General features: G+C 72.6%; 14 protein-coding genes and 3 pseudogenes. 7 read left to right on the top strand and 10 right to left on the bottom strand.

Going from position 1 to position 20,975, the window contains the following annotated elements:
• Positions 1-19: 19 nt before the first annotated feature.
• Together ABZ079_RS15065 and ABZ079_RS15060 are read right to left on the bottom strand one after the other, a co-directional pair.
• Positions 20-1,033: a Gfo/Idh/MocA family oxidoreductase gene (locus ABZ079_RS15065; RefSeq protein WP_356939862.1), complete on the bottom strand. Its 1,014-nt coding sequence runs from the start codon at positions 1,031-1,033 to the stop codon at positions 20-22.
• Positions 1,034-1,140: 107 nt separating this feature from the next.
• Complete coding sequence (locus ABZ079_RS15060; RefSeq protein WP_356939861.1) at positions 1,141-2,235, bottom strand: chemotaxis protein; 1,095 nt, start codon at positions 2,233-2,235, stop codon at positions 1,141-1,143.
• 155 nt (positions 2,236-2,390) lie between these two features.
• Here ABZ079_RS15060 and ABZ079_RS15055 point away from each other — a divergent pair, with 155 nt between their 5' ends.
• Together ABZ079_RS15055 and asnB are read left to right on the top strand one after the other, a co-directional pair.
• Positions 2,391-3,170 (top strand): alpha/beta fold hydrolase, encoded by a 780-nt coding sequence (locus ABZ079_RS15055; protein ID WP_356939860.1) that lies wholly within the window; start codon positions 2,391-2,393, stop codon positions 3,168-3,170.
• 278 nt (positions 3,171-3,448) lie between these two features.
• A complete protein-coding gene (gene asnB, locus ABZ079_RS15050) occupies positions 3,449-5,290 on the top strand; it encodes an asparagine synthase (glutamine-hydrolyzing) (RefSeq protein ID WP_356939859.1) in 1,842 nt (613 codons plus the stop codon).
• On the opposite strand, the gene ABZ079_RS15045 is transcribed toward asnB, so the two are convergent.
• Positions 5,283-5,807, bottom strand: coding sequence for a DUF4232 domain-containing protein (locus tag ABZ079_RS15045; RefSeq protein ID WP_356939858.1), 525 nt, complete (start codon positions 5,805-5,807; stop codon positions 5,283-5,285). The two genes, asnB and ABZ079_RS15045, sit on opposite strands and share 8 nt — an antisense overlap.
• Positions 5,808-6,000: 193 nt before the next feature.
• Positions 6,001-7,605 (bottom strand): alpha/beta hydrolase, encoded by a 1,605-nt coding sequence (locus ABZ079_RS15040; protein ID WP_356939857.1) that lies wholly within the window; start codon positions 7,603-7,605, stop codon positions 6,001-6,003.
• 92 nt (positions 7,606-7,697) lie between these two features.
• On the opposite strand from ABZ079_RS15040, the gene ABZ079_RS15035 reads away from it, so the two are divergent.
• From ABZ079_RS15035 to ABZ079_RS15025, 3 genes and pseudogenes are all read left to right on the top strand, one after another.
• Positions 7,698-8,219 carry a chaplin gene (locus ABZ079_RS15035; RefSeq protein WP_356940075.1) on the top strand — a complete coding sequence of 174 codons (522 nt, stop codon included), beginning with the start codon at positions 7,698-7,700 and terminating at the stop codon, positions 8,217-8,219.
• A gap of 302 nt (positions 8,220-8,521) precedes the next feature.
• Positions 8,522-9,376, top strand: coding sequence for a GNAT family N-acetyltransferase (locus tag ABZ079_RS15030; RefSeq protein ID WP_356939856.1), 855 nt, complete (start codon positions 8,522-8,524; stop codon positions 9,374-9,376).
• A 298-nt stretch (positions 9,377-9,674) separates the two neighbouring features.
• Positions 9,675-10,449, top strand: a pseudogene (locus ABZ079_RS15025) (GNAT family N-acetyltransferase).
• Positions 10,450-10,627: 178 nt separating this feature from the next.
• Here ABZ079_RS15025 and ABZ079_RS15020 read toward each other — a convergent pair.
• A complete protein-coding gene (locus ABZ079_RS15020; RefSeq protein ID WP_356939855.1) occupies positions 10,628-13,348 on the bottom strand; it encodes a sugar-binding domain-containing protein in 2,721 nt (906 codons plus the stop codon).
• 106 nt (positions 13,349-13,454) lie between these two features.
• Positions 13,455-14,639 carry an ROK family transcriptional regulator gene (locus ABZ079_RS15015; protein ID WP_356940074.1) on the bottom strand — a complete coding sequence of 395 codons (1,185 nt, stop codon included), beginning with the start codon at positions 14,637-14,639 and terminating at the stop codon, positions 13,455-13,457.
• A 116-nt stretch (positions 14,640-14,755) separates the two neighbouring features.
• Between ABZ079_RS15015 and ABZ079_RS15010 the strand changes: the two genes are divergently transcribed.
• Entirely contained in the window at positions 14,756-16,189 is a 1,434-nt protein-coding gene (locus ABZ079_RS15010; RefSeq protein WP_356939854.1) for an APC family permease, read from the top strand.
• 332 nt (positions 16,190-16,521) lie between these two features.
• Here ABZ079_RS15010 and ABZ079_RS15005 read toward each other — a convergent pair whose 3' ends face one another.
• The 3 genes and pseudogenes from ABZ079_RS15005 to ABZ079_RS14995 form a co-directional block, all read right to left on the bottom strand.
• The gene (locus ABZ079_RS15005; RefSeq protein ID WP_356939853.1) at positions 16,522-17,247 is read right to left on the bottom strand and encodes a dienelactone hydrolase family protein; all 726 of its coding nucleotides are present in this window, start codon (positions 17,245-17,247) and stop codon (positions 16,522-16,524) included.
• 64 nt (positions 17,248-17,311) lie between these two features.
• Positions 17,312-18,109: pseudogene (locus tag ABZ079_RS15000) on the bottom strand (deoxyribodipyrimidine photo-lyase); the annotation flags it as partial.
• Between the two features lie 126 nt (positions 18,110-18,235).
• Complete coding sequence (locus ABZ079_RS14995) at positions 18,236-19,753, bottom strand: SDR family oxidoreductase (protein WP_356939852.1); 1,518 nt, start codon at positions 19,751-19,753, stop codon at positions 18,236-18,238.
• Positions 19,754-20,064: 311 nt separating this feature from the next.
• On the opposite strand from ABZ079_RS14995, the gene ABZ079_RS14990 reads away from it, so the two are divergent.
• Entirely contained in the window at positions 20,065-20,241 is a 177-nt protein-coding gene (locus tag ABZ079_RS14990; protein ID WP_356939851.1) for a hypothetical protein, read from the top strand.
• 10 nt (positions 20,242-20,251) lie between these two features.
• Here ABZ079_RS14990 and ABZ079_RS14985 read toward each other — a convergent pair.
• Positions 20,252-20,809, bottom strand: a pseudogene (locus tag ABZ079_RS14985) (LysR family transcriptional regulator).
• Positions 20,810-20,975 lie beyond the last annotated feature (166 nt).

Below are 20,975 nucleotides of genomic sequence, written 5' to 3'. Positions count from 1 at the left end.
AACGTCACCCCCCCCCGCGTCACCATCGCGGGCCGGGGCGGGGGGCGAGGTCGACGGCGACCCGGCCGCCCGCCTCCAGGGCCCGGACCCCCGCCTCGGCGACGGCGGAGACCGCGTAGCCGTCCCATACGTCCGGGCCGGTGACCTCACCGCACCGGGTGGCGTCGACCCAGGCCTGCACCTCGCGGTCGTAGGCGTCGGCGAACCGCACGAGGTAGTCCTGCGCCACCTCGTGAGCGGCGCTGCCCCTGGTGGTGACCACCATGGTGGGGTCGTCGCCGATCCGGGCGCTGCCCGCCTCGCACACGGCCTCGCAGCGCACCTGGTAGCCGAAGCCGCAGTTGACGAAGACCTCGACGTCGACGAGGGTGCCCCGCTCGGTCTCCAACAGGACGAACTGCGGATCGATCAGGCCCTCGGGGGCTCCCGCGGAAGACCTGGGCCGCAGCACGGTCACCGCCGTCAGCTCCTGCCCGAGCAGCCAGCGGGCCGCGTCGATCTCGTGGGAGACGGAGCTGTTGATCAGCATGGCGCTGGTGAAGTCGGCGGGGGAGGAGACGTTGCGGTGGGTGCAGTGCAGCATCAGGGGCCGGCCGAGGCTTCCCCCGTCCAGCAGGGCCTTCAGCCGCCGGTACTCAGAGTCGTAGCGGCGCATGAAGCCGATCTGCGCCAGCCGACGACCGAGCCGCGCCTCGGCCTCCACGACCCGCAGTGCGCCGGTGGGGTCCGGCACCATGGGTTTCTCGCACAGTACCGGCAGCCCGCGGGCGAAGCAGGCGAGCAGCGCCTCCTCATGGGCGGGACCGGGGGAGGCGATCAGGACGGCCTCCACACCGGGCGCGTCGAGCGCGGCCGACGGATCGGCGTGCACCGTCACGGCGGAGAGACCCGCCGCCGCCTCCTTCGCCCGCTCCATGTCGGGGTCGGCCACGGCCGCGACCCTGGCGCCGCTGACCACTTGGTCGAGACGTCGTATGTGGTCGGCTCCCATGTGACCGGCACCCAGTACCGCCACACCCAGCAGGTCACCCATGAGTGCGCTCCCTCCCGCCGACGGTCACGCCGTAGCGTACGCCGACGGGAGAGCGCTTACCCCTCCGCGAACCCGGCAGGGCCTCGGTCCGGCGGCGCGGCGGGGGCTCAGTACCGCAGCACGCCCGCGATGCCGTCCGCGTCTCCCAGGGTGCCGTCGGGGACGAAGCGCACCTTGGCGCCGGTCTCCAGGCACTGCTCGACGAGCTCGTCCACGATGTCGTCGTGGGCGTCCAGGTCGCCGGACTCGGCCGGCATCAGATGCTCGCCGAGGTCGCGGACGGTCGCGCGGTAGTTCTCCTCCACGGCGAGCAGCCGGACCCGGCCCTCCCGGGCGCTCTGCCACAGCTCGTCCAGCCCGGCCGCGAAGGTCCGGTGGCCGCGTGCGGAGGTCAGTTCCCGGACCACGGACGTGGTGTCCTTGGTCGTCTCCGCATCCAGCACGGGCCGGATGGCCTGCCACACGGCGTCGGGACCGGCGTGCGCGAGCCCGCCCCGGCGTACCCGCACGGCGGCCTCCGTGACGCTGCCGGCCTCGTCCAACAGTGATAGCGCCGCCTGTTCCCCGGTGATGTACAGCGGGCGGGGCTCCCTGCGCAGGACCATGCTCATCGCGGTGTCCGCCTTCCGCAGGAACTGCCGCGTGCTCTCGTCGCGGAAGGTGCTCGGCAGATCACCGACGCGCATCTGGCGCTCGGCGTCGAAGTTCTCCCGGTTGCGGATGAGCGGGAAGCCCCCGGAGCGGACCTCGACGACCCGGTCCGGGCCGCCGCTCCAGAGCGTGACGCGGTCCGCGGAGACGGACAGCACCCAGAAGGACCGTTCCGCCGCCTGCGCGGCGACGAGGTTGCGGGTGAGGAAGGTGTCCGAGAGCACGACCCGTTCAGGGACGCTTCGGCCCAGCGACCAGACCTGGTGCTCGCCCGGGGCGGCGAAGATCACCAGGCCGTCCTCGGCGTGCGTCAGGTCGACCTCGGCCAGCGCACGGTCGAGGTGTGCCACGACGTCGGCACGCCGGTCGCGGGTGACGGCGGGGTCGGACTCCAGGCGCTTGCGGGCCTCGGCTACGACGTTGCGCAGCCGGACCGGATCCTGGCCGTTCTCGGGTTCACGGCGGTGTGTCGGCGTCAGCACGGACACCGCCGGGTAGGGACGCGGGCGCCGCAGTTCGGCGAGGGTGGCGGGACTCAGTGCGTGCTCCATGAACAGCACGATAGGGCGGATTCGCCGCTACGGCATTCGGGGTAATCCGTCCCGGAAGTGCGGCGGGTTCCTCAGCGCACGCCGGTGACGCGGTGCCACGCGCCCGGTTACCGTACTCGTCAGTAACCGGAACTTACCGCGCCCCAGGAGGCCCCATGCCACAGCTCGAAGTCGACGGAGCGGCCCTGACGTACGACGACGAGGGTCCCCGCGACGCGGAGGCCGTGCCCCTGGTGTTCGTCCACGGCTGGACCGCGAACCGGCACCGCTGGGACCACCAGCTGGCGCACTTCTCCGGCAGACGGCGGGTGATCCGCCTCGACCTGCGCGGCCACGGGGACAGCACCGGGGCGGGGGTGCGCACGATCGCGGAACTCGCCGAGGACGTCCTGTCCCTGCTCGATCACCTGAAGGTCGAACGGTTCGTGCTGATCGGCCACTCCATGGGCGGCATGATCGCGCAGACCGTCGCCCTGGCCCACCCCGCGCGGGTCGAGCGGATGGTGCTGGTCAACTCCATCGGCCGGATGACGTACAGCCGCGGCCGGGGCCTGCTGATGGCGGCCTCCACGCTGGTGCCGTTCAGGCTGTTCGTCGCCGCCAACATCCAGCGGGCCTTCGCGCCCGGATACCCGCGCGAGGAGATCCGCGAGCACATCCGAGCCTCCGCCGGAACCCCGCGCGAGGTCGTCATGACGCTGTACGGCGCGATGCGCGCCTTCGACGTCCTCGACCGGGCCGGTGAGATCCGTACGCCCACCCTGATGGTGCACGGCTACCACGACGCCCAACTACCGGTGCGGCAGATGCTCCGGATGGCCAAGGCCTACCCGGACGCGGTCGTGCGCATCCTGGACGCGGGCCATGAACTGCCCGTGGAGAAGCCTGCCGAACTGACCACGGTGCTCGACCGGTTCCTGACCGAAAAGCTGTGAAGGGGACGGCGGTTGGGGAAGTTTTTGCCTCTGGCCGGTTCCCGACGGAACCGGCCCGGCGGCATGGGCTTCGCTGGATGTCGCGCAAGCAAAACGCGGCCGAAACCGTGGGGGTGTGCGGGCCGTCCCCGTGGACGGCCGCGTTGACCGTGCCCGAGTGCCTGACGGAGGCTCGCCATATAGGTGCTGGATACAACTGGTTGCCGTTCGGGTGCTCGGTCTCCCGGAAGCACGGGTGAGCGAGGGGTCGGCGGGGAACCGGAGGCAGGAGGTAGCGCATGTGCGGCATCACCGGCTGGGTCTCCTTCGACCGTGACCTGACCGCCGAGGCCACCACCTTGCATGCGATGACCGAGACGATGGCCTGCCGGGGCCCGGACGACCGCGGCACCTGGTCCGAGGGCCCCGCCGCCCTCGGACACCGCCGGCTCGCCGTCATCGACCTTCCCGGCGGCCGCCAGCCGATGTCCCTCGCGACCCCCGAGGGAACCGTCGCCCTGGTCTACTCCGGAGAGACGTACAACTTCCCCGAACTGCGCAGGGAACTCGAAGGCCGCGGTCACCGGTTCGCCACCGACTCCGACACCGAGGTCGTCCTGCACGGCTACCTCGAATGGGGGGACGCGGTCGCCGAACGCCTCAACGGCATGTACGCGTTCGCCGTGTGGGACGGCCGCCACGACAAGCTCGTGATGATCCGCGACCGCATGGGCATCAAACCGTTCTCCTACTACCCGACCGCCGACGGCGTCCTGTTCGGTTCCGAGCCGAAGGCGATCCTCGCCCACCCGCTGGCCCGCCCCCGCCTCTCACTGGACGGTCTGCGCGAGCTGTTCGTGCTGATCAAGACGCCCGGACACGCGATCTGGGACGGCATGCGGGAGGTCGAACCGGGCACCGTCGTCACCGTCGACCGCTCCGGCCTCGTCACCCGCGTCTACTGGCGGCTCGAAGCCCGCCCGCACACCGACGACCGTGATACCACCATCGCCACCGTGCGCTCGCTCCTCGACGACATCGTGCGCCGCCAGCTGGTCGCCGACGTACCGCGCTGCACCCTGCTCTCGGGCGGCCTCGACTCCTCGGCCATGACCGCGCTGGCCGCCCGGCGACTGGCCGAGCATGGAGAGAAGGTGCGCAGCTTCGCCGTCGACTTCGCCGGCCACGCCGACGACTTCGTCGCCGACGAACTGCGCGGCACCCCCGACACCCCGTTCGTGCACGACGTGGCCCGGCTCGCGGACACGGACCACCAGGACATCGTCCTCGACGCGCAGTCCCTCGCCGACCCCGCCGTGCGCGAGCAGGTGATCCGCGCCCGCGACCTGCCAGTCGGCTTCGGTGACATGGACGCCTCGCTCCTGCTGCTGTTCCGTGCCATCCGGGAGAAGTCCACGGTGGCCCTGTCCGGCGAGGCCGCCGACGAGGTCTTCGGCGGCTACCTGCAGTTCTTCGACGAGGAGGCACGCCGCGCCGACACCTTCCCCTGGCTGGTGCACTTCGGCCGCCACTTCGGCGACGACACCGAGGTCCTGCGCGCCGACCTCGGCGAGTCCCTGAACCTGGAGGGCTACGTCGCCGACGGCTACCGCACCGCGGTCGCCGGCATCGACCGCCTGGACGGCGAGAGCGACTTCGAGTACCGCATGCGGCGGATCAGCCACCTGCATCTGACCCGCTTCGTCCGCGCCCTGCTCGACCGCAAGGACCGGATGAGCATGGCCGTCGGCCTGGAGGTCCGGGTGCCGTTCTGCGACCACCGGCTGGTCGAGTACGTCTACAACGCCCCGTGGGCGCTGAAGTCCTTCGACGGCCGGGAGAAGAGCCTGCTGCGGGAGGCGGCCGCGGACGTCCTGCCGCGCTCGGTGTACGAGCGGGTCAAGAGCCCGTACCCCTCCACACAGGACCCGCGGTACGCCCGTGCCCTCCAGGACCAGGCCAAGGACCTGCTCTCCCGGCCTTCCCACCGTGTCTTCGACCTGGTCGACCGGGACCGGGTCCGGGAGGCCGCCGAACGGGCCGCACCGGCCAGCACCCAGGTGGCCCGGCGCGGTCTGGAACGCACCCTGGACCTCGCCCACTGGCTGGACCTCTACACGCCGGAACTGGCCCTCAGCTGAGGCCGATGGCCCGGTCCGCGCCCGCCGCCGTGCGCTGCCACCACGTCGTCACCGGTTCCCACACCAGGACCTCCTTTCCGGTGCCGAGCTGCGCGGCGGTGAAGGACCGGCCCCAGTGCGCCGCCGACGCGGCCACGGTGAGCGAATGCACCCGGCGGGCCTCGGGGTCCGCCGCGTCGCCGATGGTCCGGACGTCCGCGTAGGCGGTGCCGCCCGCCGTGAGCCGGTAGGTGCCGGTGCCGCCCTCCGGCACCGGCAGCGCGGCCCCGTCCAGGTCCCCGAAGGTCACCGTGGGCACCTGGTCGACGACGCAGGCACGGGCGCCCCGGTTGGTGACGCTCATGCGCACCACGGTCGGGTCGGCGGCCGCGGCCTTCGCCCGGACCGTGAGCGCCTTCTCGGCGCAGCGCACGGGCGGGGCATGGCCCGTGGCGGCCTGGCTCTGCGGCGCGGTCAGCAGCAGGGCCGCGGCGGCGGCCGCGGCGGCGGGTACGGCGATGGCGGCGCGGACGCGCATGGTGGTTCCCCTTGTCGTGGTCCCGTACGGGATACGGCGGCCGAAGCGCACCTGCCCAGTGTGACGGCCGGGGCGGCCGGAGGGTTGCCCCCTTCAGGGCCTGTCACCCGCTTGCGCCATTCCTGTCATCGATTGGCGGTGTTCGTGCCGTCGGTCACCGCTGTCCGCGCCGTCATCGCTGGCGCCTGTGCTCTCAGCGGGAGGTGTTCATGCCACCGCCCCAGTCGTTCCCGTCCGCCGGGCAGGAGCTGCCGTTCGCGGGCAGGGAGCCGTAGAGCAGGAAGTCGTTGATCTTGCGGTGCACACATGTGGAGGAGGAGTAGCCGGTGTGGCCCTCGCCCCGGTTGTCGAGGACCACGGCCGACGGGCCGAGCCGTTCGGCCGTCTCCACGGTCCACCGGTACGGCGTCGCCGGGTCGCCGCGCGTGCCCACCAGCAGCAGCTTCGCCGAGGGGACGTCCTTGACCCGGTCGCGGATGAAGTCCGTGCCCTTGGGGCGGCCGTAGCACATCAGCAGCTGGGTGAGCCGGTAGCGGCCGAAGACCGGCGACGCCTTCTCGTAGGCGTCCCGCAGCTCCTTCAGATCCTTGGTGATCCGGGGCTCTGCCGGCCGGTCGGGGTCGTCCGCGCAGTTGATCGCCATCAGCGCGGCCGGCAGGTTGTCCGCCGGGACCTCGTCGGGGTCGACGAGCCCGCCGTCCCTCCGGTGCCGTTCGCGGGGCACGCCGATGCCGCCGGCGGAGAAGTTCAGCACGCCCCGGGTGTCGCCGTCCTCGACCAGTGAGGCCAGCGCGCGCTCCAGCGAGGGCCACAGCTCCTTGCTGTAGAGGGCCTGCCCGATGGCGCCCACCAGGTCCTGGCCGGAGAACGAGCCGCCGAAGTCCGTCGGCACCGGGTTCTCGTCGAGGGAGTGCACGACCCCGACGATCTGGTCCCCGGCCGCGCGCCGGTCCTTGCCGAACGGGCAGGCGACATCCGTCGTACACCAGTCCAGGAAGGCGTCCAGTGCGGTCTGCTGCCCCTCGGCGCCCGCGATCCCCTGCTCGGACAGCGGCTCGGTCAGCGTGTCCACCCCGTCGAGGGCCAGCCGGCCGACTTTGGTCGGGAACTGCGCCGCGTACACCGCGCCGAGCCGCGTTCCGTACGAGAAACCGAGGTAGTTGAGCTTCTCGTCGCCGAGCGCCTGGCGGATGACGTCCAGGTCGCGGGAGACGTTCACGGTGCCGATGTGGGGCAGCACCGGACCGGAGTGCCGGGCGCACTGGTCGGCGGCCTGCCGCACCCGCTTGAGCAGTGCCTGCGGATGACTTATGTCGGCGTTCTCGCTCGTCACGGCAGAGGCCTCGTCGCCGCCCTCACCGCAGCTGACGGGGGAGGAGCGGCCGACACCACGCGGGTCGAAGGTGACCACGTCGTAGCCGTTGGTCAGATCCATGAACTGTTTGCCCTCGGTGGCCAGTTCACCGATACCCGCACCGCCGGGGCCGCCGAAGTTCAGCAGCACCGAGCCGCGTGAACCGCCCGTGGCACGGTAGCGGGCCAGCGCCACGTCCAGCGTGCCCGCGCGAGGGCGGGCGTAGTCGAGCGGCACGGTGACCTTCGCGCACTGGAGGTCCTTCGGCATGTCCGGGGCCTCGCAGGCGGCCCACGCCACCTTCTGCCGGTAGAAGGGCGACAGGTCGGGCTGCGGCCGGTCGGCGGCAGCCGCGGGCAGCCCGGCTCCGAGCAGCGCCAGGGCGAGGCCCGCGGCACTCGCGCAGCGCCGCACGGCGGGCCGTGGGGACAGCTTGGTCAGCATCGATCGCCTCCCGGGGCGCCCGCCACGGACCGGGGAACGGCGCCCTCGGATCACCATAAGCGGGCCCCGGGCGGCCCGCCTCCGGACGGTCGCTGATCTCCGGCAACGGCATCCAGCTCCCGGTGCACGCGCCGGTGAACGTGTGCGGCAACACCGCGAACGTGGCGGGGCTGCTCGACCCGGCCGCGGGCAACACCTGCGCGAACACCGGCGGCGCCGGGGAGGGCGGATCGGCCTCGTCCGGCGGGGCGTCGACCCGCGGCGGCGCGACGGACTCGCCGGGCGTGATATCCGGCAACGACATCCGGCTTCCCGTCCACCTGCCGGTGAACGTCAGCGGCAACAGCGTCAACGTGGTGGGCCTCGGCAACCCGGCCGAGGGCAACCGGTCGGTCAACGGCCCCGGCGACCACCCCCGCCACCCTCGCCACCCCGGCACTCCGGCACCGAAGCCCCCGGCCCCCGCCCCGCACCACGCCGCACCGCGGCCGGTGGCGCCCTCGCTGGCCCACACCGGAGCGGACCTGACGGCCCCCGCCGTCGCCGGCAGCGCCGCGCTCCTCCTCACGGGCACCGCCCTGTACCGCCGCTTCCGCCCGAACCGCACCCGCTGACCCGGCACCCTCCAGTCCCCACCGGACGCCGGCCCGGTGGGGAGTCGCCGTAGGACCGATTCGGTGACCGACGGCATACTCGGGCGACGACGATCGCTGCGCCGGGGCTGTTGCGCCCGGTCGGGCTCCCGGCCCTCACCCGCCGCGGTGTGGTGGCCGTCGCCTCGATACCGCTCCTCCTGCGGGCCGCGAGCGGCCGTGGCGCCGCGGTGCGCAACGACTGATCACCCCGTGGCGCGGCCCCCGTTGATCCGGAAGGATGCTGCGCGGCAGTCCGACCCCGACGGAAACGGAGCGCACCGATGAACTCTGCGGCCCCCCACGACCTCGTCGTCACGCAGGCCACCCTCGCCGACTGGCCGGTGATCAGCGGGTGGGCGGCGGCGGAGGGCTGGAACCCCGGGCTGTCCGACGGGTCCGCGTTCTTCGCCCAGGACCCCGACGGCTTCTTCCTCGGCCGGATCGACGGGGAGCCGGTGTCGGCCATCTCCGTCGTCAACTACGGCCCCGACTACGCCTTCCTCGGCTGCTACCTCGTCCGCCCCGAGCTGCGCGGTCACGGCCACGGCCTCACCACCTGGAAGACCGCCCTCGCCCACGCCGGCAACCGAACCGTCGGCCTCGACGGAGTCGTCGCCCAGCAGGACAACTACCGCCAGTCCGGCTTCGACCTCGCCTACCGCACCATCCGGTTCACCGGCATCGCTCCCGAGGGGGAGGCAGCCCGGGGCGTACGGCCTGCCGGGCCCGGCGACCTGGCCGCGATCACCGCCTACGACAGCGCCTGCTATCCGGCCGACCGCCCACGCTTCCTCGCCGAGTGGCTCACCGGCCCCGGCCACCGCGCCGTCGTCCGCCACGACGGCGAACGGCTCGTCGGCTACGGCGTGATCCGCCCCGGACACGACTGCCTGCGCATCGGGCCCCTCTTCGCGGACACCGCCGCGGACGCCCGGGCACTCTTCACCGCCCTCGTCGCCGATGCCGTCGGCCACGAGGTCGCCATCGACGTGCCCGTGCCGAATGCGGCCGGTGTCGCCCTCGCCGAAGAGGCGGGACTGCGCGCCTCGTTCGAGACCGCCCGCATGTACACCGGCCCCGTGCGTGACCTTGCCCGGGAGCGCGTGTTCGGTGTCACCACGCTCGAACTCGGCTGATCCCCAGGCGGCTTCGGCGCGCACCGCCCTGCTGCGCCAACGAGGAGATCCTGCCGTACCCCGCCGGCTCCGGGGCCCTGCATCCGCCCAGTGCGTCACCCCGCGGAGGGTGGCGCTGCCGCAGGGGCACATCGACCGCATCGAGGCAGGCCCGCAGAGACTGCCTGGCCCGCATCCGCGCCCGGATCGCCGCCCACCTGGCCGTGAACGGCCGAAGGCGGTCACGCCGGCCGGCCGGTAACTCCGCCGGCCGGTAACTCCGTTGCCCCAAGCGGATCGGGCATGCTGCAGTGAGCGCATGCATCACGCGGCGGTGCTCGCCCTCTACGACCGGGACATGCGCGAGGGCGCCCGTCCCGACGGTCCCGGTGCCCGGATCGAGCGGGCCGGCGGGGTGGTGCGGCAGGTCGCGGACGCGCAGGGCTGGAACGGCGTGCTCTGGTCCGGGCTGGACGCGGCCCGTGCGGACCGGGTGATCCAGGAGCAGATCGCGTACTTCACCGGTCTCGGACACGGCTTCGAGTGGAAGCTCTACGGCCATGACCGGCCGGTGGATCTCGGCGCCCGGCTCACCAGCGCCGGGTTCCGGGCCGAGCCCGAGGAGACGCTGATGGTCGGCGAGGTGGCCCGGCTCGCCCTGGACGCCGAACCGCCCGAGGGCGTCCGGCTCGCGCCGGCCACCGACCCGGCCGGCGTCGACCTGGTCGTGGACGTGCACGAGAAGGCCTTCGGTACCGACGGCGCCCGGCTGCGGCACCGGCTGCTCACGCGCCTGGCCGCCGACCCCGGCACGGTCGTCGCTGTGGTCGCGCTCGCCGGCGAGGAACCCGTCAGCGCCGCGAGGATGGAGCTGGTACCCGGCACCCGGTTCGCCGGGCTGTGGGGCGGCGGCACGCTCGAGCCCTGGCGGGGCCGGGGCGTCTACCGCGCCCTGGTCGCCCACCGTGCCCGCGTCGCCGCCACCCGGCTACCGTTACCTCCAGGTCGACGCCTCACCCATGAGCCGCCCGATCCTGGAACGCCTCGGCTTCCACGCGCTGAGCACCACCACCCCCTATCTGTACGGGAGTTGACCGCTGCCTCAGCGGCGGCCCGCGGCCGTTCGAGCGCCGCGACACCCCGTGCGGCCGGCGCGATCCGGAGGAACCACTCGATCCAGCCGGGCCCCTCGGTGTCCGTGGCCCCGAAGCCGGCGGCGATCGCCGGGGGCCGGCAGCGCCGCCACGGGGGGTGACGGGCTCCCCTGTCCGGTCAGCTCGCCCGCACCGTCCGCTTCGGCGTGTTCCACCCGGAGACCCGCACGCTCGGTGCCGAGCCGTGCAGGTCGGCCGTCCGGTAGGTGGCGGTCAGCGTCACCGACTCGCCCGGCCACAGGCTCACCTCGTTGTCCGACCAGCGCACCGGCAGCACCGGCCTGCCCTGCGCGTCCACCAGGTGGACGTCCGTCAGCAGCGACGGCGTCCTGCCGCTGCCCGCGTGGCGCACGGTCACCGTGGTGGTCGACATGCCGCCGGACGACGTGGTCGACGCCGTCGCCGACACCGGCACCCGCGGCATCGAGGTGAGGCCCGCGAGATCGGCGTAGCTCGTCGTCGGCGTGTAGTACCAGGTGGTGTTGGTCCAGTCGAGGGTGTCGGGCTTGGTGGAGAGCCAGTACACGTTCCGGCTCACCTCCCTGCCGGCCGCGTCCGTCAGCACCAGGCGGAGCAGGTACGTGCGCGACAGCCCGCTCACGGAGGGCGGCAGGGTGAGCGGTGTTCCGTGCGCCCCGTCACCGTCTACCGCCACACCGGTGACGGTCCTGTCGTACTTCTGCGTGCCGTCGGGGTTGAACAGCGTGGCCCGTGCGGTGAGGCCCTGGACGGGAGCGGGCCGGTTGTTCACCACCACGACCGAGCGGTTGTCGTAGGAGTACTGGACGTGCAGCGGTTCGTTCGCCTTCTTCGCGCCGAAGTAGGCGCCGTTCTGGTCGAGGTAACGGTCCGTCAGCTGCCAGTGCAGGGAGGTCCAGCCGCTGTTGAACATCCAGTGGATCACCCCGGTGGAGGGCTGGTCCCCGTCCGTCGCGTTGCGCTCGTACGCCTCGAACTGTGCGCGGACGTTCTCGTACTGGGCCAGCTGGGCCTTGCGTACGTAGTCGTCGAGGCTCGTGGGGGTGCCGTAGCGGCCGGCGAGGGCGTCGTCGTAGATCTTCAGCGTGCCGAAGGTGGTGGACGGCGAGCGGTGGTACTGCCTGGCGTCCGGGTCCTTCCACAGGGTGTCGAGTTCGGCGGGCGTCATCATCCGGCGCAGGGTGTCGAGGGTGGGGATGCTCGGACCCGCGCTGGTCTCGGAGTTGAAGCCGGTGGCCCCGCCCTCGCGCTTGGCGTACCAGTAGCCGGGCGGCACCCAGTCGTAGGGGCCGGTCATCTTCATGCCCGAACTGCCCAGGCGCGGTGAGGACCTGTCGGAGGCGGAGGAGACGACCGGGGTGGGCCAGTCGGCGGCCTTCAGGGCGTCCAGGTAGTTCTTCTCGATCGTCGCGTCGGGTGCGAAGTCGCTGCCGATCAGGAAGGAGAGCACGCTCGGGTGACCACGCAGCCGGGCGGCCTCGGCGGCCATGGACGCCTTCGCGACCGGATAGTCGGCCTCGGTCCACTCCTCACCCTTCTCGCTGCCGTTGACATCGCCCTCCCACTTGGTGCAGCACTCCCAGCCCGGCAGGGTGAGCACGCCGTAGCGGTCGGCCAGGTCGAAGAACTCGTCCGGTTCCAGGTGCCCTTCCAGCCGGAGGGTGTTGAGGCCCAGGTCGAGGGCGTACTTCAGGCGGTCCTCGACGTAGCCGCGGTCCCAGCGCAGGAACTCGTCTGGGGACCAGCCGCCGCCCTTGATCAGCAGTCTGCGGCCGTTGATCCGGTACTGGCGGGCGCCGTCGGGGTTCAGCGGCGCCCGCACGTCACGGATGCCGAACGTCTGGTGCGCGGTGTCCGACGTCCTGCCGGCGACGGTGGCGGTGAGGTGGAGGTCGTACAGCGGCTGCCCGCCCATCCCGGCCGGCCACCACACCTTCGGCCCGGTCAGGTGCAGGCCGGGCACCTCGGCGGGGGAGAAGGTGACGGTCTTCGTCTCGTGGGCGGCGAGCGACACGTGCCTGGTGAAGTGCGTCCCGCCGATGCCGCCGGAGATCTCGGCCGTGACCGGCATCCTCGAGTCGTTGCGGGCCTGGGCCTTCACCGTCAGGTCGGCGGTGGCGAGCGAGGGCACGGCCAGCTCGGTGACCACATGCGCGTCGCGCAGCGCCACCGGTCCGCCCCTGCGCACCAGGACGTCCCGCACGAGGCCCATGTTCTGGTCCGGCGGCGGCTGGAGCCAGTCGAGCCAGCCGATGGTGAGGTCGTTGACCGGGTCGTTGGGCCGGACGCGGAAGGCGACCGTGTTCGTGCCCCGCCGGACCAGCGAGGTGATGTCCAGCTCGTGGTGGGTGTAGGTGCCGGTGACCTCCGTGGCCGGCGCCACCTGCCGGCCGTTGACGTAGACGTCGGCCGCCGAGACGACGCCGCTGAAGTCGAGGGAGGTGCGCCGTGCGGTGTCCTCGACGCTGAAGTCGGACCGGTACCACCAGGGGACCTGGAAGTCGGCCTGCGGGATCTTCTGCTGGTCGGTGGAGTGGAACGGGTCGGCGTAGACGCCGTCGGTGAGGAGCGCGCCCAGGACCGTCGAGCGCGGGCCCGCCGGGTACCAGCCGGTCGCCGGGTAGCCGGGGGTGGAGACGGCCGCGGGGGAGTCGCTCACCTTCGCCGTAGACTGGATGGCGTAGCCGGAGAGCGGAGTGCTCGATCCGGCGGCGGAGGAGACCTGGGTGACCTTGGTGTGTCCGTGGCGCGGCGCCGGTTGCCGGCCGCCGGCCCAGGCGCCGGAGGTCAGCGTGCCGAGCAGACCGAGGACCAGGGCGGTGGTGGTGTACCGGCGTCCGAGTGCGGGGCGAGGGAACACAGGGGTCTCCAGCCTCGTAAAGTTAGGAAACCTTACTAATCTCGCTCAAGCTAGGGCGCCCCGCGGGTCGTGTCAACGACCCCGGCCGTGGTGGACGTTGAACGGGTCAGGATTCGGCGGCCCTGCGCTCGAACACCAGGTCCCGGGTGGTGTCCAGGGCCGTGGCCACCGCGCCCAGCAGCACCGCGTCCTCCCCGAGCCGGCTCGGCGCGATCCGCGGGCGCAGCGGGGTGAGGGCGCGCAGCTGGTCCTGTACCGGGCGCAGCAGCAGATCGACGCTGTGACCGACGCCGCCGCCGAGCACCACGAGGTCCGGGTCGAGCACCGCGGCGGCCGCCGCGACGGTGTGCGCGATCCGCTCGCCCTCCAGCTCCACCGCGCGCACAGCGGCCGGATTGCCCTGCCGGGCCGCGTCGAAGACGGCCTTCGCCGTCAGCTGCCCGCTCATCCCGAACCGCCGGGCGGACTCCACCACGGCCACCCCGGACACCGCGTCCTCCAGCCGCTCCGGCTTCCGCCGGCCCGGCCAGGGCAGGAACCCGATCTCCCCGGCCAGCCCGTGCGCCCCCGTGAACAGCCGTCCCCCGTTGACGACCCCCATCCCCAGGCCGGTGCCTATGAGGATGTACGCGAACAGCCGGCTGCCCGCGCCGACGCCGTACGTGTACTCGCCGAGCGCCGCCAGATTGGCGTCGTTGTGCACCTCCAGGGGCACTCCCAGTTCCGCGCGCATCCGGTCGACGATCCCGGCGCGCCCCCACCCCGGCAGGTGCATCGCGTACCGCACCCGCCGCTGCCGCTCGTCGTACACGCCGGGCGTACCGACCACCCCGTGCACCACCTCGGCCGGGTCCACGCCCGAGTCGGCGATCACCTGGCGCGCGGTGCCCACGACCAGGTCGGCCAGGGCGGCGGAGGCACGGGCCCGGTTGCGTACATCGGCCCGGGCGACGACCGTGCCGTCCAGGTCGGCCACCGCGACGCGCAGCCAGCCCCGGCCGATGTCCACCCCGAGCGCGTACCCGGCCGCCGGGTCGGGGGCGTAGAGCACGGCGGTGCGCCCGCGCTCCGGAGCGTGGGTGCCGACCTCACGGACCAGGCCGGCCGCCTCCAGCGAGGCAAGCGCACTGGACACCGTCGGTTTCGACAGGCCGGTCTCCCGGGCCAGTTGCGCGCGCGACGCGGCGCCCAGGCCGCGCAGCCGGTCCAGGAGCAGCCGCTCGTTGGTACTGCGCAGGCGTCGGCGGCTCCAGGGCTGTTCCTGCTGCTCTATGACGTCACCGGCGGCCATCGGACCATTCTCGTGCATGACCGACGCATACTTGACGCCCCTAGTAAGGCTCCTTAACTTTATCGGCCAGTCGCCCCCGCCGGTGCCGCGGAGCGCCCGTAGCGTCAGGAGTCCCCATGCCCGGTAGCCCGCCACCCACGGGTGGTTTCGTCCGCCGTGTCGGCCTGTTCCAGGCGACGGCCATCAACATGAGCCAGATGTGCGGGATCGGCCCGTTCGTGACCATCCCGCTGATGGTCTCCGCGTTCGGCGGCCCGCAGGCGGTCATCGGGTTCGTCGCGGGCGCGGTCCTGGCGCTGTGCGACGGTCTGGTCTGGGCCGAGCTGGGCGCCTCGATGCCCGGCTCCGGCGGCAGTTACGTCTATCTGCGCCAGGCCTTCCAGTACCGCACCGGCCGGCTCATGCCGTTCCTGTTCGTGTGGACGGCGATGCTGTTCATCCCGCTGATCATGTCCACGGGTGTGGTCGGCTTCGTCCAGTACCTGGGGTATCTCGCCCCTGATCTGGGCCGGACGTCCGGCGACCTGACCGGTCTCGGCATCATCGCCCTGGTCGTGATGCTGCTCTGGCGCGGCATCGAGCACATCGCCCGCATCACCGCCGTGATGTGGACGGTGATGATCGCCTCGGTGCTCCTGGTGATCGCCGCCGCCGCCACGGACTTCAGCCCGCACCTGGCCTTCACCTATCCGGCCCACGCCTTCGACCTGACGAGCGACCACTTCTGGCCGGGCTTCGCCGCTGGCCTGACCATCGGCATCTACGACTACCTCGGCTACAACACCACCGCCTACATGGGCGCCGAGATCAAGGACCCCGGCCGCACCCTGCCGCGCTCCATCCTCTTCTCGATCGGCGGCATCATGGCGATCTACCTACTGCTCCAGATCGGCACGCTCGGTGTCGTCGACTGGCACCGGATGACCGACCCGCACGACATCGCCTCCACCTCGGTGGCCTCGGCGGTGCTGGAGAAGACCTGGGGCAGGGGCACGGCCGACACGGTGACCGTGCTGATCCTGATCACCGCGTTCGCCTCGGTCTTCACCGGCCTGCTGGGCGGCTCCCGGGTGCCGTACGACGCCGCCCGCGACCGGGTCTTCTTCCGGCCGTACGGGAAGCTGCACTCCAGGCACCGCTTCCCGATGCTGGGCCTCGCGACCATGGGCGCGATCACCGCCGTCGGCTTCCTGATCGGCCGCCACACCGACCTCGCGACGCTGATCCAGTTGCTCACCACGGTGATGGTCATCGTCCAGGCCCTCGCCCAGATCATCGCGCTGACCGTCCTGCGCAGACGGCAGCCGGCGCTGCCCCGCCCGTACCGCATGTGGCTCTACCCCCTGCCGAGCATCGCCGCCTTCATCGGCTGGTGTGTGATCTACGGGTACGCCGACAGGAACTCCCCGGGCCGCCATCCCATCGAGTGGTCCCTCACCTGGCTCGCTCTCGGCTGCGTGGCCTTCCTGATCTGGGCATGGTTGGAAAAGGTGTGGCCGTTCGGTGCGAAGGAGATCGGCGAGGAGTACATCGTCGCTGCGGCGCCGTAGCCCCATGGCTCGCCCGGTCGGCGCCCGTGCACAACGCTCAGTGCGCCAGCAGAAGGCGACGCCCCACAAGATCTTCGAGTGCCGGCCGACGATACGCGCCGGCGTCTGCTCGACCGCTCGCCGACACGCTCGCATTGTTTCCGCAACGCTTGGTGCTCCGGCCGATCTTTCAGGAGGCCGGGGGCACGTCCACTTGGGTCAGGGGGCAGGACCGGAATGCGCCAGAAACCTGCCCGGTGATCGGTAAGCACCGGTGGTGGGCGGCCGAGCTTGGTGCGTGGTGACGGTCGACCGGCTTGGTTTGCGGTCCGGAATCGAGGTTGCCGACCAGATCACTCCGTGATGGGCAGGCACTCGGCGAGGAGGTCGACGACGTCACGCCACGCTCGCTGCGCGTGCCGTGGGTGGTAGCCGACGCCGGGGACCACGGTGTGGTCGACCGGTGGGTGGTGGAAGGCGTGCAAGGCGCCGCCGTAGATGACGAGGCGCCAGTCGACGCCCGCGGCCTGCATCTCGGTGGTGAATGCGTCCCGTTGCGCGGGCGGCATGATCGGGTCTTCCGACCCGACCCCGGTCCACACCGGGCAGTGGATGCGCGCCGTCTCGCCCGGTCGGCCCGTGGTCAGTGCGTTGACTGTCCCGATCGCGCGTAGGTCGACGCCGTCGCGCCCCAGTTCCAGCGCGATCGCGCCCCCTGTGCCGTAGCCGACGGCGGCGATCCGGTCGGGGTCGGTCCGCGGCTCGGCGCGGAGCACGTCGAGCGCCGCGTGGCCGATGCCTCGCATCCGGTCGGGGTCGGCGAGCAGCGGCATGCAACGGGCCAGCATCTCCTCGGGGTCGCCCAGATAGCGCCCGCCGTGGAGGTCGAAGGCCAGCGCCACGTAGCCCAGCTCGGCGAGTGCATCGGCCCGGCGGCGCTCGACGTCGCTGAGCCCCATCCCCTCGGGCCCGACCAGGACCGCGGGCCGGCGGCCGGTACCGGCCGGGAGCGCGAGGTGCCCGATCATCGTCAGGCCGTCGGCCGTGTATTCGACCGTGCGCGTCGTAACCGTCGTCATGAGCCTGGACTGTAGTGATCGCCGGGCCCGGTCGGGCCGGTGTTCTGCCGCTGGCAGAAGGCAAGGCGACCTGCCGTACGAACGCCTGCGCGCCGGGCCCGCCCGGCGCGCCCGGTGGACGAGTTCGACGGGGGACAGCGTGCCGAAGTGCAGGTCCGGCGAGAGCCGGGAGGTCGCGTCCCCGGCCAGGTCGTCGTGCCGGTCCTCGTAGGCGGTCACGCCGGAGCCGAGCCAGGCGGTGAGCCGTTCCCTGCCCGCCGTCTCACCGCCCGCGGCCAGCCCGGGCGAGATGCCCGGCGACGAGCCCCGGGACGGCAGGTCCCCGGACCCGATGCCGGTCGGTACGCGGACCGAGCGGGGCGGGCCGAGGACGTCCCGCAGACGCTGCCCCGACCACTGCCGGAAGTACGGCGTGAACACGGCGAAGTGGTCCCAGGCGGCCGGGGTCACCGCTCCGGGGACCACCGCGGTGGTCACGGACTCGTGAACGTGCAGCCGCCGTCCGTCGGCCTCCAGGGCGCGGCGCAGCCGCCGTTCCCTCAGCTGGGCGTAGGCGCTCACGTCGGCCGCCATGTGCACCTCGTCGGCGCCCGCCTCCGCGGCCACTTCGCACACCTCCGCCACGACGTCGCCGGAGCGCACCACCAGCCCCCCGCCGCGCTCGCGCAGCCCGGCGTCCAGGTCCCGCGAGCGGTCGGCGAGGAACGCCGGCCGGTTAGGCGCCGCGAAACCCGGCGTCGGTCACCCCCCGGTCGCGCACGAAGAGCGGCACGACCTAACGGGGACCGTCCAGCGCGGCCCGCAGGGGCGGGTGCTCGTGCGGGCGCAGGTCGGCGGTGGACAGGACGACCGAGACGTACATGGCGCGGCTCCGGGGCGAGGGAGGCGGACGCTGAACACTTCCGCCCCGACGGGCCCGGCGGACGCGCGTCGGACCGCCGCACCGGCGCGGGCCGGCGGGCGGGCGCTGGTGTGCGTACGGCCAGGGTCAGCGGGCCGGGGACGGTCCGGGTGCCTGCCGGGCCGCCGCCCGCGCGATGTTGCGGGCCATGCCCCCGAACACGACGGCGTGGAAGGGTGAGACGCTCCACCAGTAGGCGTGGCCGAGCAGCCCGTGCGGATGGAACAGAGCCTGCTGGCGGTACCGGCTGCGGCCGTCGTCCTCCGGCTCGGCGGACATCTCCAGCCAGGCCAGGCCGGGCAGCCGCATCTCCGCCCGCAGCCGCAGCAGATGTCCGGGCTCGATCTCCTCCACCCGCCAGAAGTCCAGCGAGTCGCCCGCCCGCAGCCGCTGGGCGTCCCGCCGGCCCCGACGCAGGCCGACACCGCCGACCAGCCGGTCCAGCCAGCCCCGCAGGCTCCAGGCGAGCGGGAAGGAGTACCAGCCGTTCTCTCCGCCCACACCCTCGATGACCCGCCACAGCTCGTGCGCCGGGGCGTCCACCACCGCCTCGCGCAGGTCGGTGTACAGGCTGCCACCGGCCCAGTCGGGGTCGGTGGGCAGCGGATCGCTGGGCGCGCCGGGCACCGCGGCGGACGACCAGCGCGTGATCACCCTCGCCTCGCCCACCCGGCGCAGGGCCAGCTGGACCGCCTGGTCGAAGCCGATCGGGTGCCCCGGCGGATCGGGTACGTACCGGGCGATGTCGTGCTCGCGGCAGATCACCTCGTGGCGCAGCGACTCGGTCAGCGGCCGCGCGATGGACGCGGGGACCGGCGTGACCAGGCCCACCCAGTGGCTGGAGAGGCCGGGGGTCAGGACCGGCACGGGCATGATGAGCCGCCGGGGGAGGCCCGCGACACGTGCGTACCGGATCATCATGTCCCGGTACGTCAGGACGTCCGGCCCCCCGATGTCGAAGGAGCGGTTGACGTCATCGGGAAGGCGCGCACTCCCGACGAGGAGCCGCAGGACGTCCCGTACGGCGATGGGCTGGAGGCGGGTGCGCACCCAGCTGGGGGTGATCATCACCGGAAGGCGTTCGGTGAGGTACCGCAGTATCTCGAACGAGGCCGAGCCCGAGCCGATGACGACGGCGGCGCGCAGCACGGCGGTCGGCACGCCCGAGGCCAGCAGGATGCGGCCCACTTCCGCCCGGGACCTGAGGTGCGGGGAGAGCTCGTCCTCGGGCACCCCCGTCGGGGTGAGGCCGCCGAGGTACACGATCCGCCGCACGCCGGCCGCCTTCGCCCTTTCCCCGAAGATGCGGGCGGCGCGCCGGTCGGTCGCCTCGAACTCCCTGCCGCTGCCGAGGGCGTGCACCAGGTAGTACGCCACGTCGACGTCCCGCATCGCCTCGGCCACCGAGTCGGCGTCGGTGACGTCGCCCGGTACCACCTCCGCGTCACCGGCCCACGGGTGGTCGCGCAGCTTGCCGGGCGACCGGGCCAGGCAGCGCACCCGGTGCCCGGCGGCCAGCAGTTCCGGCACGAGCCGGCCGCCGATGTAGCCCGTGGCTCCCGTCACCAGGCAGCGCAGTCCGTCCGCCGAGTCGTCTTCGTTCATCGCTCCCGGTTCCTCCGCGTCGGTGCCCCCCGAGATCCCTTCCCGCCGGGCCGGGTCTGCGGATGCGTGTCCTTCTACCGGCTGATCACCTATTACGCCGACCGCGCCCGTGCGGCGGCCCGTCCCCGTTTCCGGCCGCCCGGAGGCGACAGGGTCGCTCGGTCGGTGTTCGCCGCTCTCGGTGTCGACCCGCCGCCTGGTGCACATGCCTTCACCGTCGCCTTCGGCGTGCACATGTCCTCAGCGATCGGGGGCAGGCGGATCGGTACAACCCGTACGTTCCGTCAGCGACGCTGGAGGTGGCCGCCGTCATGAGTGCGAAGGTGTTGGAGCGTTTTCCCGCAGGGTCCCCGCGTGGATCGTGGCCGGCGGAGGAGTACGCGGCCGCCCGACGTGCCGAGGGTGAACCCGCGACCGTCGTGATGGACCTGAAGGCGGACGCCTTCCTCGTCGTTGTGGAAGGACAGGAAGAGGACGGCCGCGCCTGAGGCCTGGCCGTCACTCCTCTGCCATCGCATGCGCCCGGCGCACGAACGCGGTGCGCGGGTCCTGGACCGCCTGCGGCACCGACTCCCGCGCCGGCGCCGGCGCATCGGCGGCACCCGGGTGGTGCCATCGGTGAGCGGCCGGTACGTGATCGTGCCGGACCGCTCCCACGGGTCCCCGGTGAGACTGAAGTCCGGCGGCACGGTCACCCCGAGCCCCTCGGGCGACCATCAGCTTGCCCATGCAGCACAGACGGTTGACCAGGCCGAGCGCGAAGCCGCCCTCCGCGGAACCCCGCCGGAGGTCCGTCTGCTGGGAGCCCACCACCTCGACCCGGGTGACCGGATGCGTGGCGCGGAACTCCCGCAGGACGCTTCCGGCCGCCGCGCTCATCGCCGCTCCCGAGCGTTTGCGCTCCAGGAGGCCGACGCCGGGTTCCCGCTCCGTATGACGCACGGTATCGCTCACTACGGGCCGGGACAGGCGTACTTCGTCGGCCGCCCGGTGCGGTGAGCCGAGCCGGGTCCCGGCCGCTGTGTGCCGGCTGGTCGGTCCGAACCGCTGCGGAATGCGGGGCGCGTATCAGATGGTCCGAGGGTTTTCCTGTCACACCTTCGTGAAACGCGCGGGCCCGAGCGGCGCAGAGGCTGCGGAAGCACTCCGGCGGAAGGACCGGCCTCCCCGCTCTGCAGGTGCCGTTCGCGGGCGGAACAACCGGTCCTGGCAGACTGCGGGT

The sequence above is a fragment of the Streptomyces sp. NPDC006314 genome (genome assembly GCF_040613075.1).
Classification (GTDB): domain Bacteria; phylum Actinomycetota; class Actinomycetes; order Streptomycetales; family Streptomycetaceae; genus Streptomyces.
Note: the sequence above shows the minus strand (reverse complement) of the source record. Positions and strands in the feature narration are given on the sequence as shown.

Coding starts and splice junctions, on each gene's coding strand:
- ABZ079_RS15065 (WP_356939862.1), bottom strand. CDS start 1,033: ATGGGTGACCTGCTGGGTGTGGCGGTACTGGGTGCCGGTCACATGGGA.
- ABZ079_RS15060 (WP_356939861.1), bottom strand. CDS start 2,235: ATGGAGCACGCACTGAGTCCCGCCACCCTCGCCGAACTGCGGCGCCCG.
- ABZ079_RS15055 (WP_356939860.1), top strand. CDS start 2,391: ATGCCACAGCTCGAAGTCGACGGAGCGGCCCTGACGTACGACGACGAG.
- asnB (WP_356939859.1), top strand. CDS start 3,449: ATGTGCGGCATCACCGGCTGGGTCTCCTTCGACCGTGACCTGACCGCC.
- ABZ079_RS15045 (WP_356939858.1), bottom strand. CDS start 5,807: ATGCGCGTCCGCGCCGCCATCGCCGTACCCGCCGCCGCGGCCGCCGCC.
- ABZ079_RS15040 (WP_356939857.1), bottom strand. CDS start 7,605: ATGCTGACCAAGCTGTCCCCACGGCCCGCCGTGCGGCGCTGCGCGAGT.
- ABZ079_RS15030 (WP_356939856.1), top strand. CDS start 8,522: ATGAACTCTGCGGCCCCCCACGACCTCGTCGTCACGCAGGCCACCCTC.
- ABZ079_RS15015 (WP_356940074.1), bottom strand. CDS start 14,639: ATGGCCGCCGGTGACGTCATAGAGCAGCAGGAACAGCCCTGGAGCCGC.
- ABZ079_RS15010 (WP_356939854.1), top strand. CDS start 14,756: ATGCCCGGTAGCCCGCCACCCACGGGTGGTTTCGTCCGCCGTGTCGGC.
- ABZ079_RS15005 (WP_356939853.1), bottom strand. CDS start 17,247: ATGACGACGGTTACGACGCGCACGGTCGAATACACGGCCGACGGCCTG.
- ABZ079_RS14995 (WP_356939852.1), bottom strand. CDS start 19,753: ATGAACGAAGACGACTCGGCGGACGGACTGCGCTGCCTGGTGACGGGA.
- ABZ079_RS14990 (WP_356939851.1), top strand. CDS start 20,065: ATGAGTGCGAAGGTGTTGGAGCGTTTTCCCGCAGGGTCCCCGCGTGGA.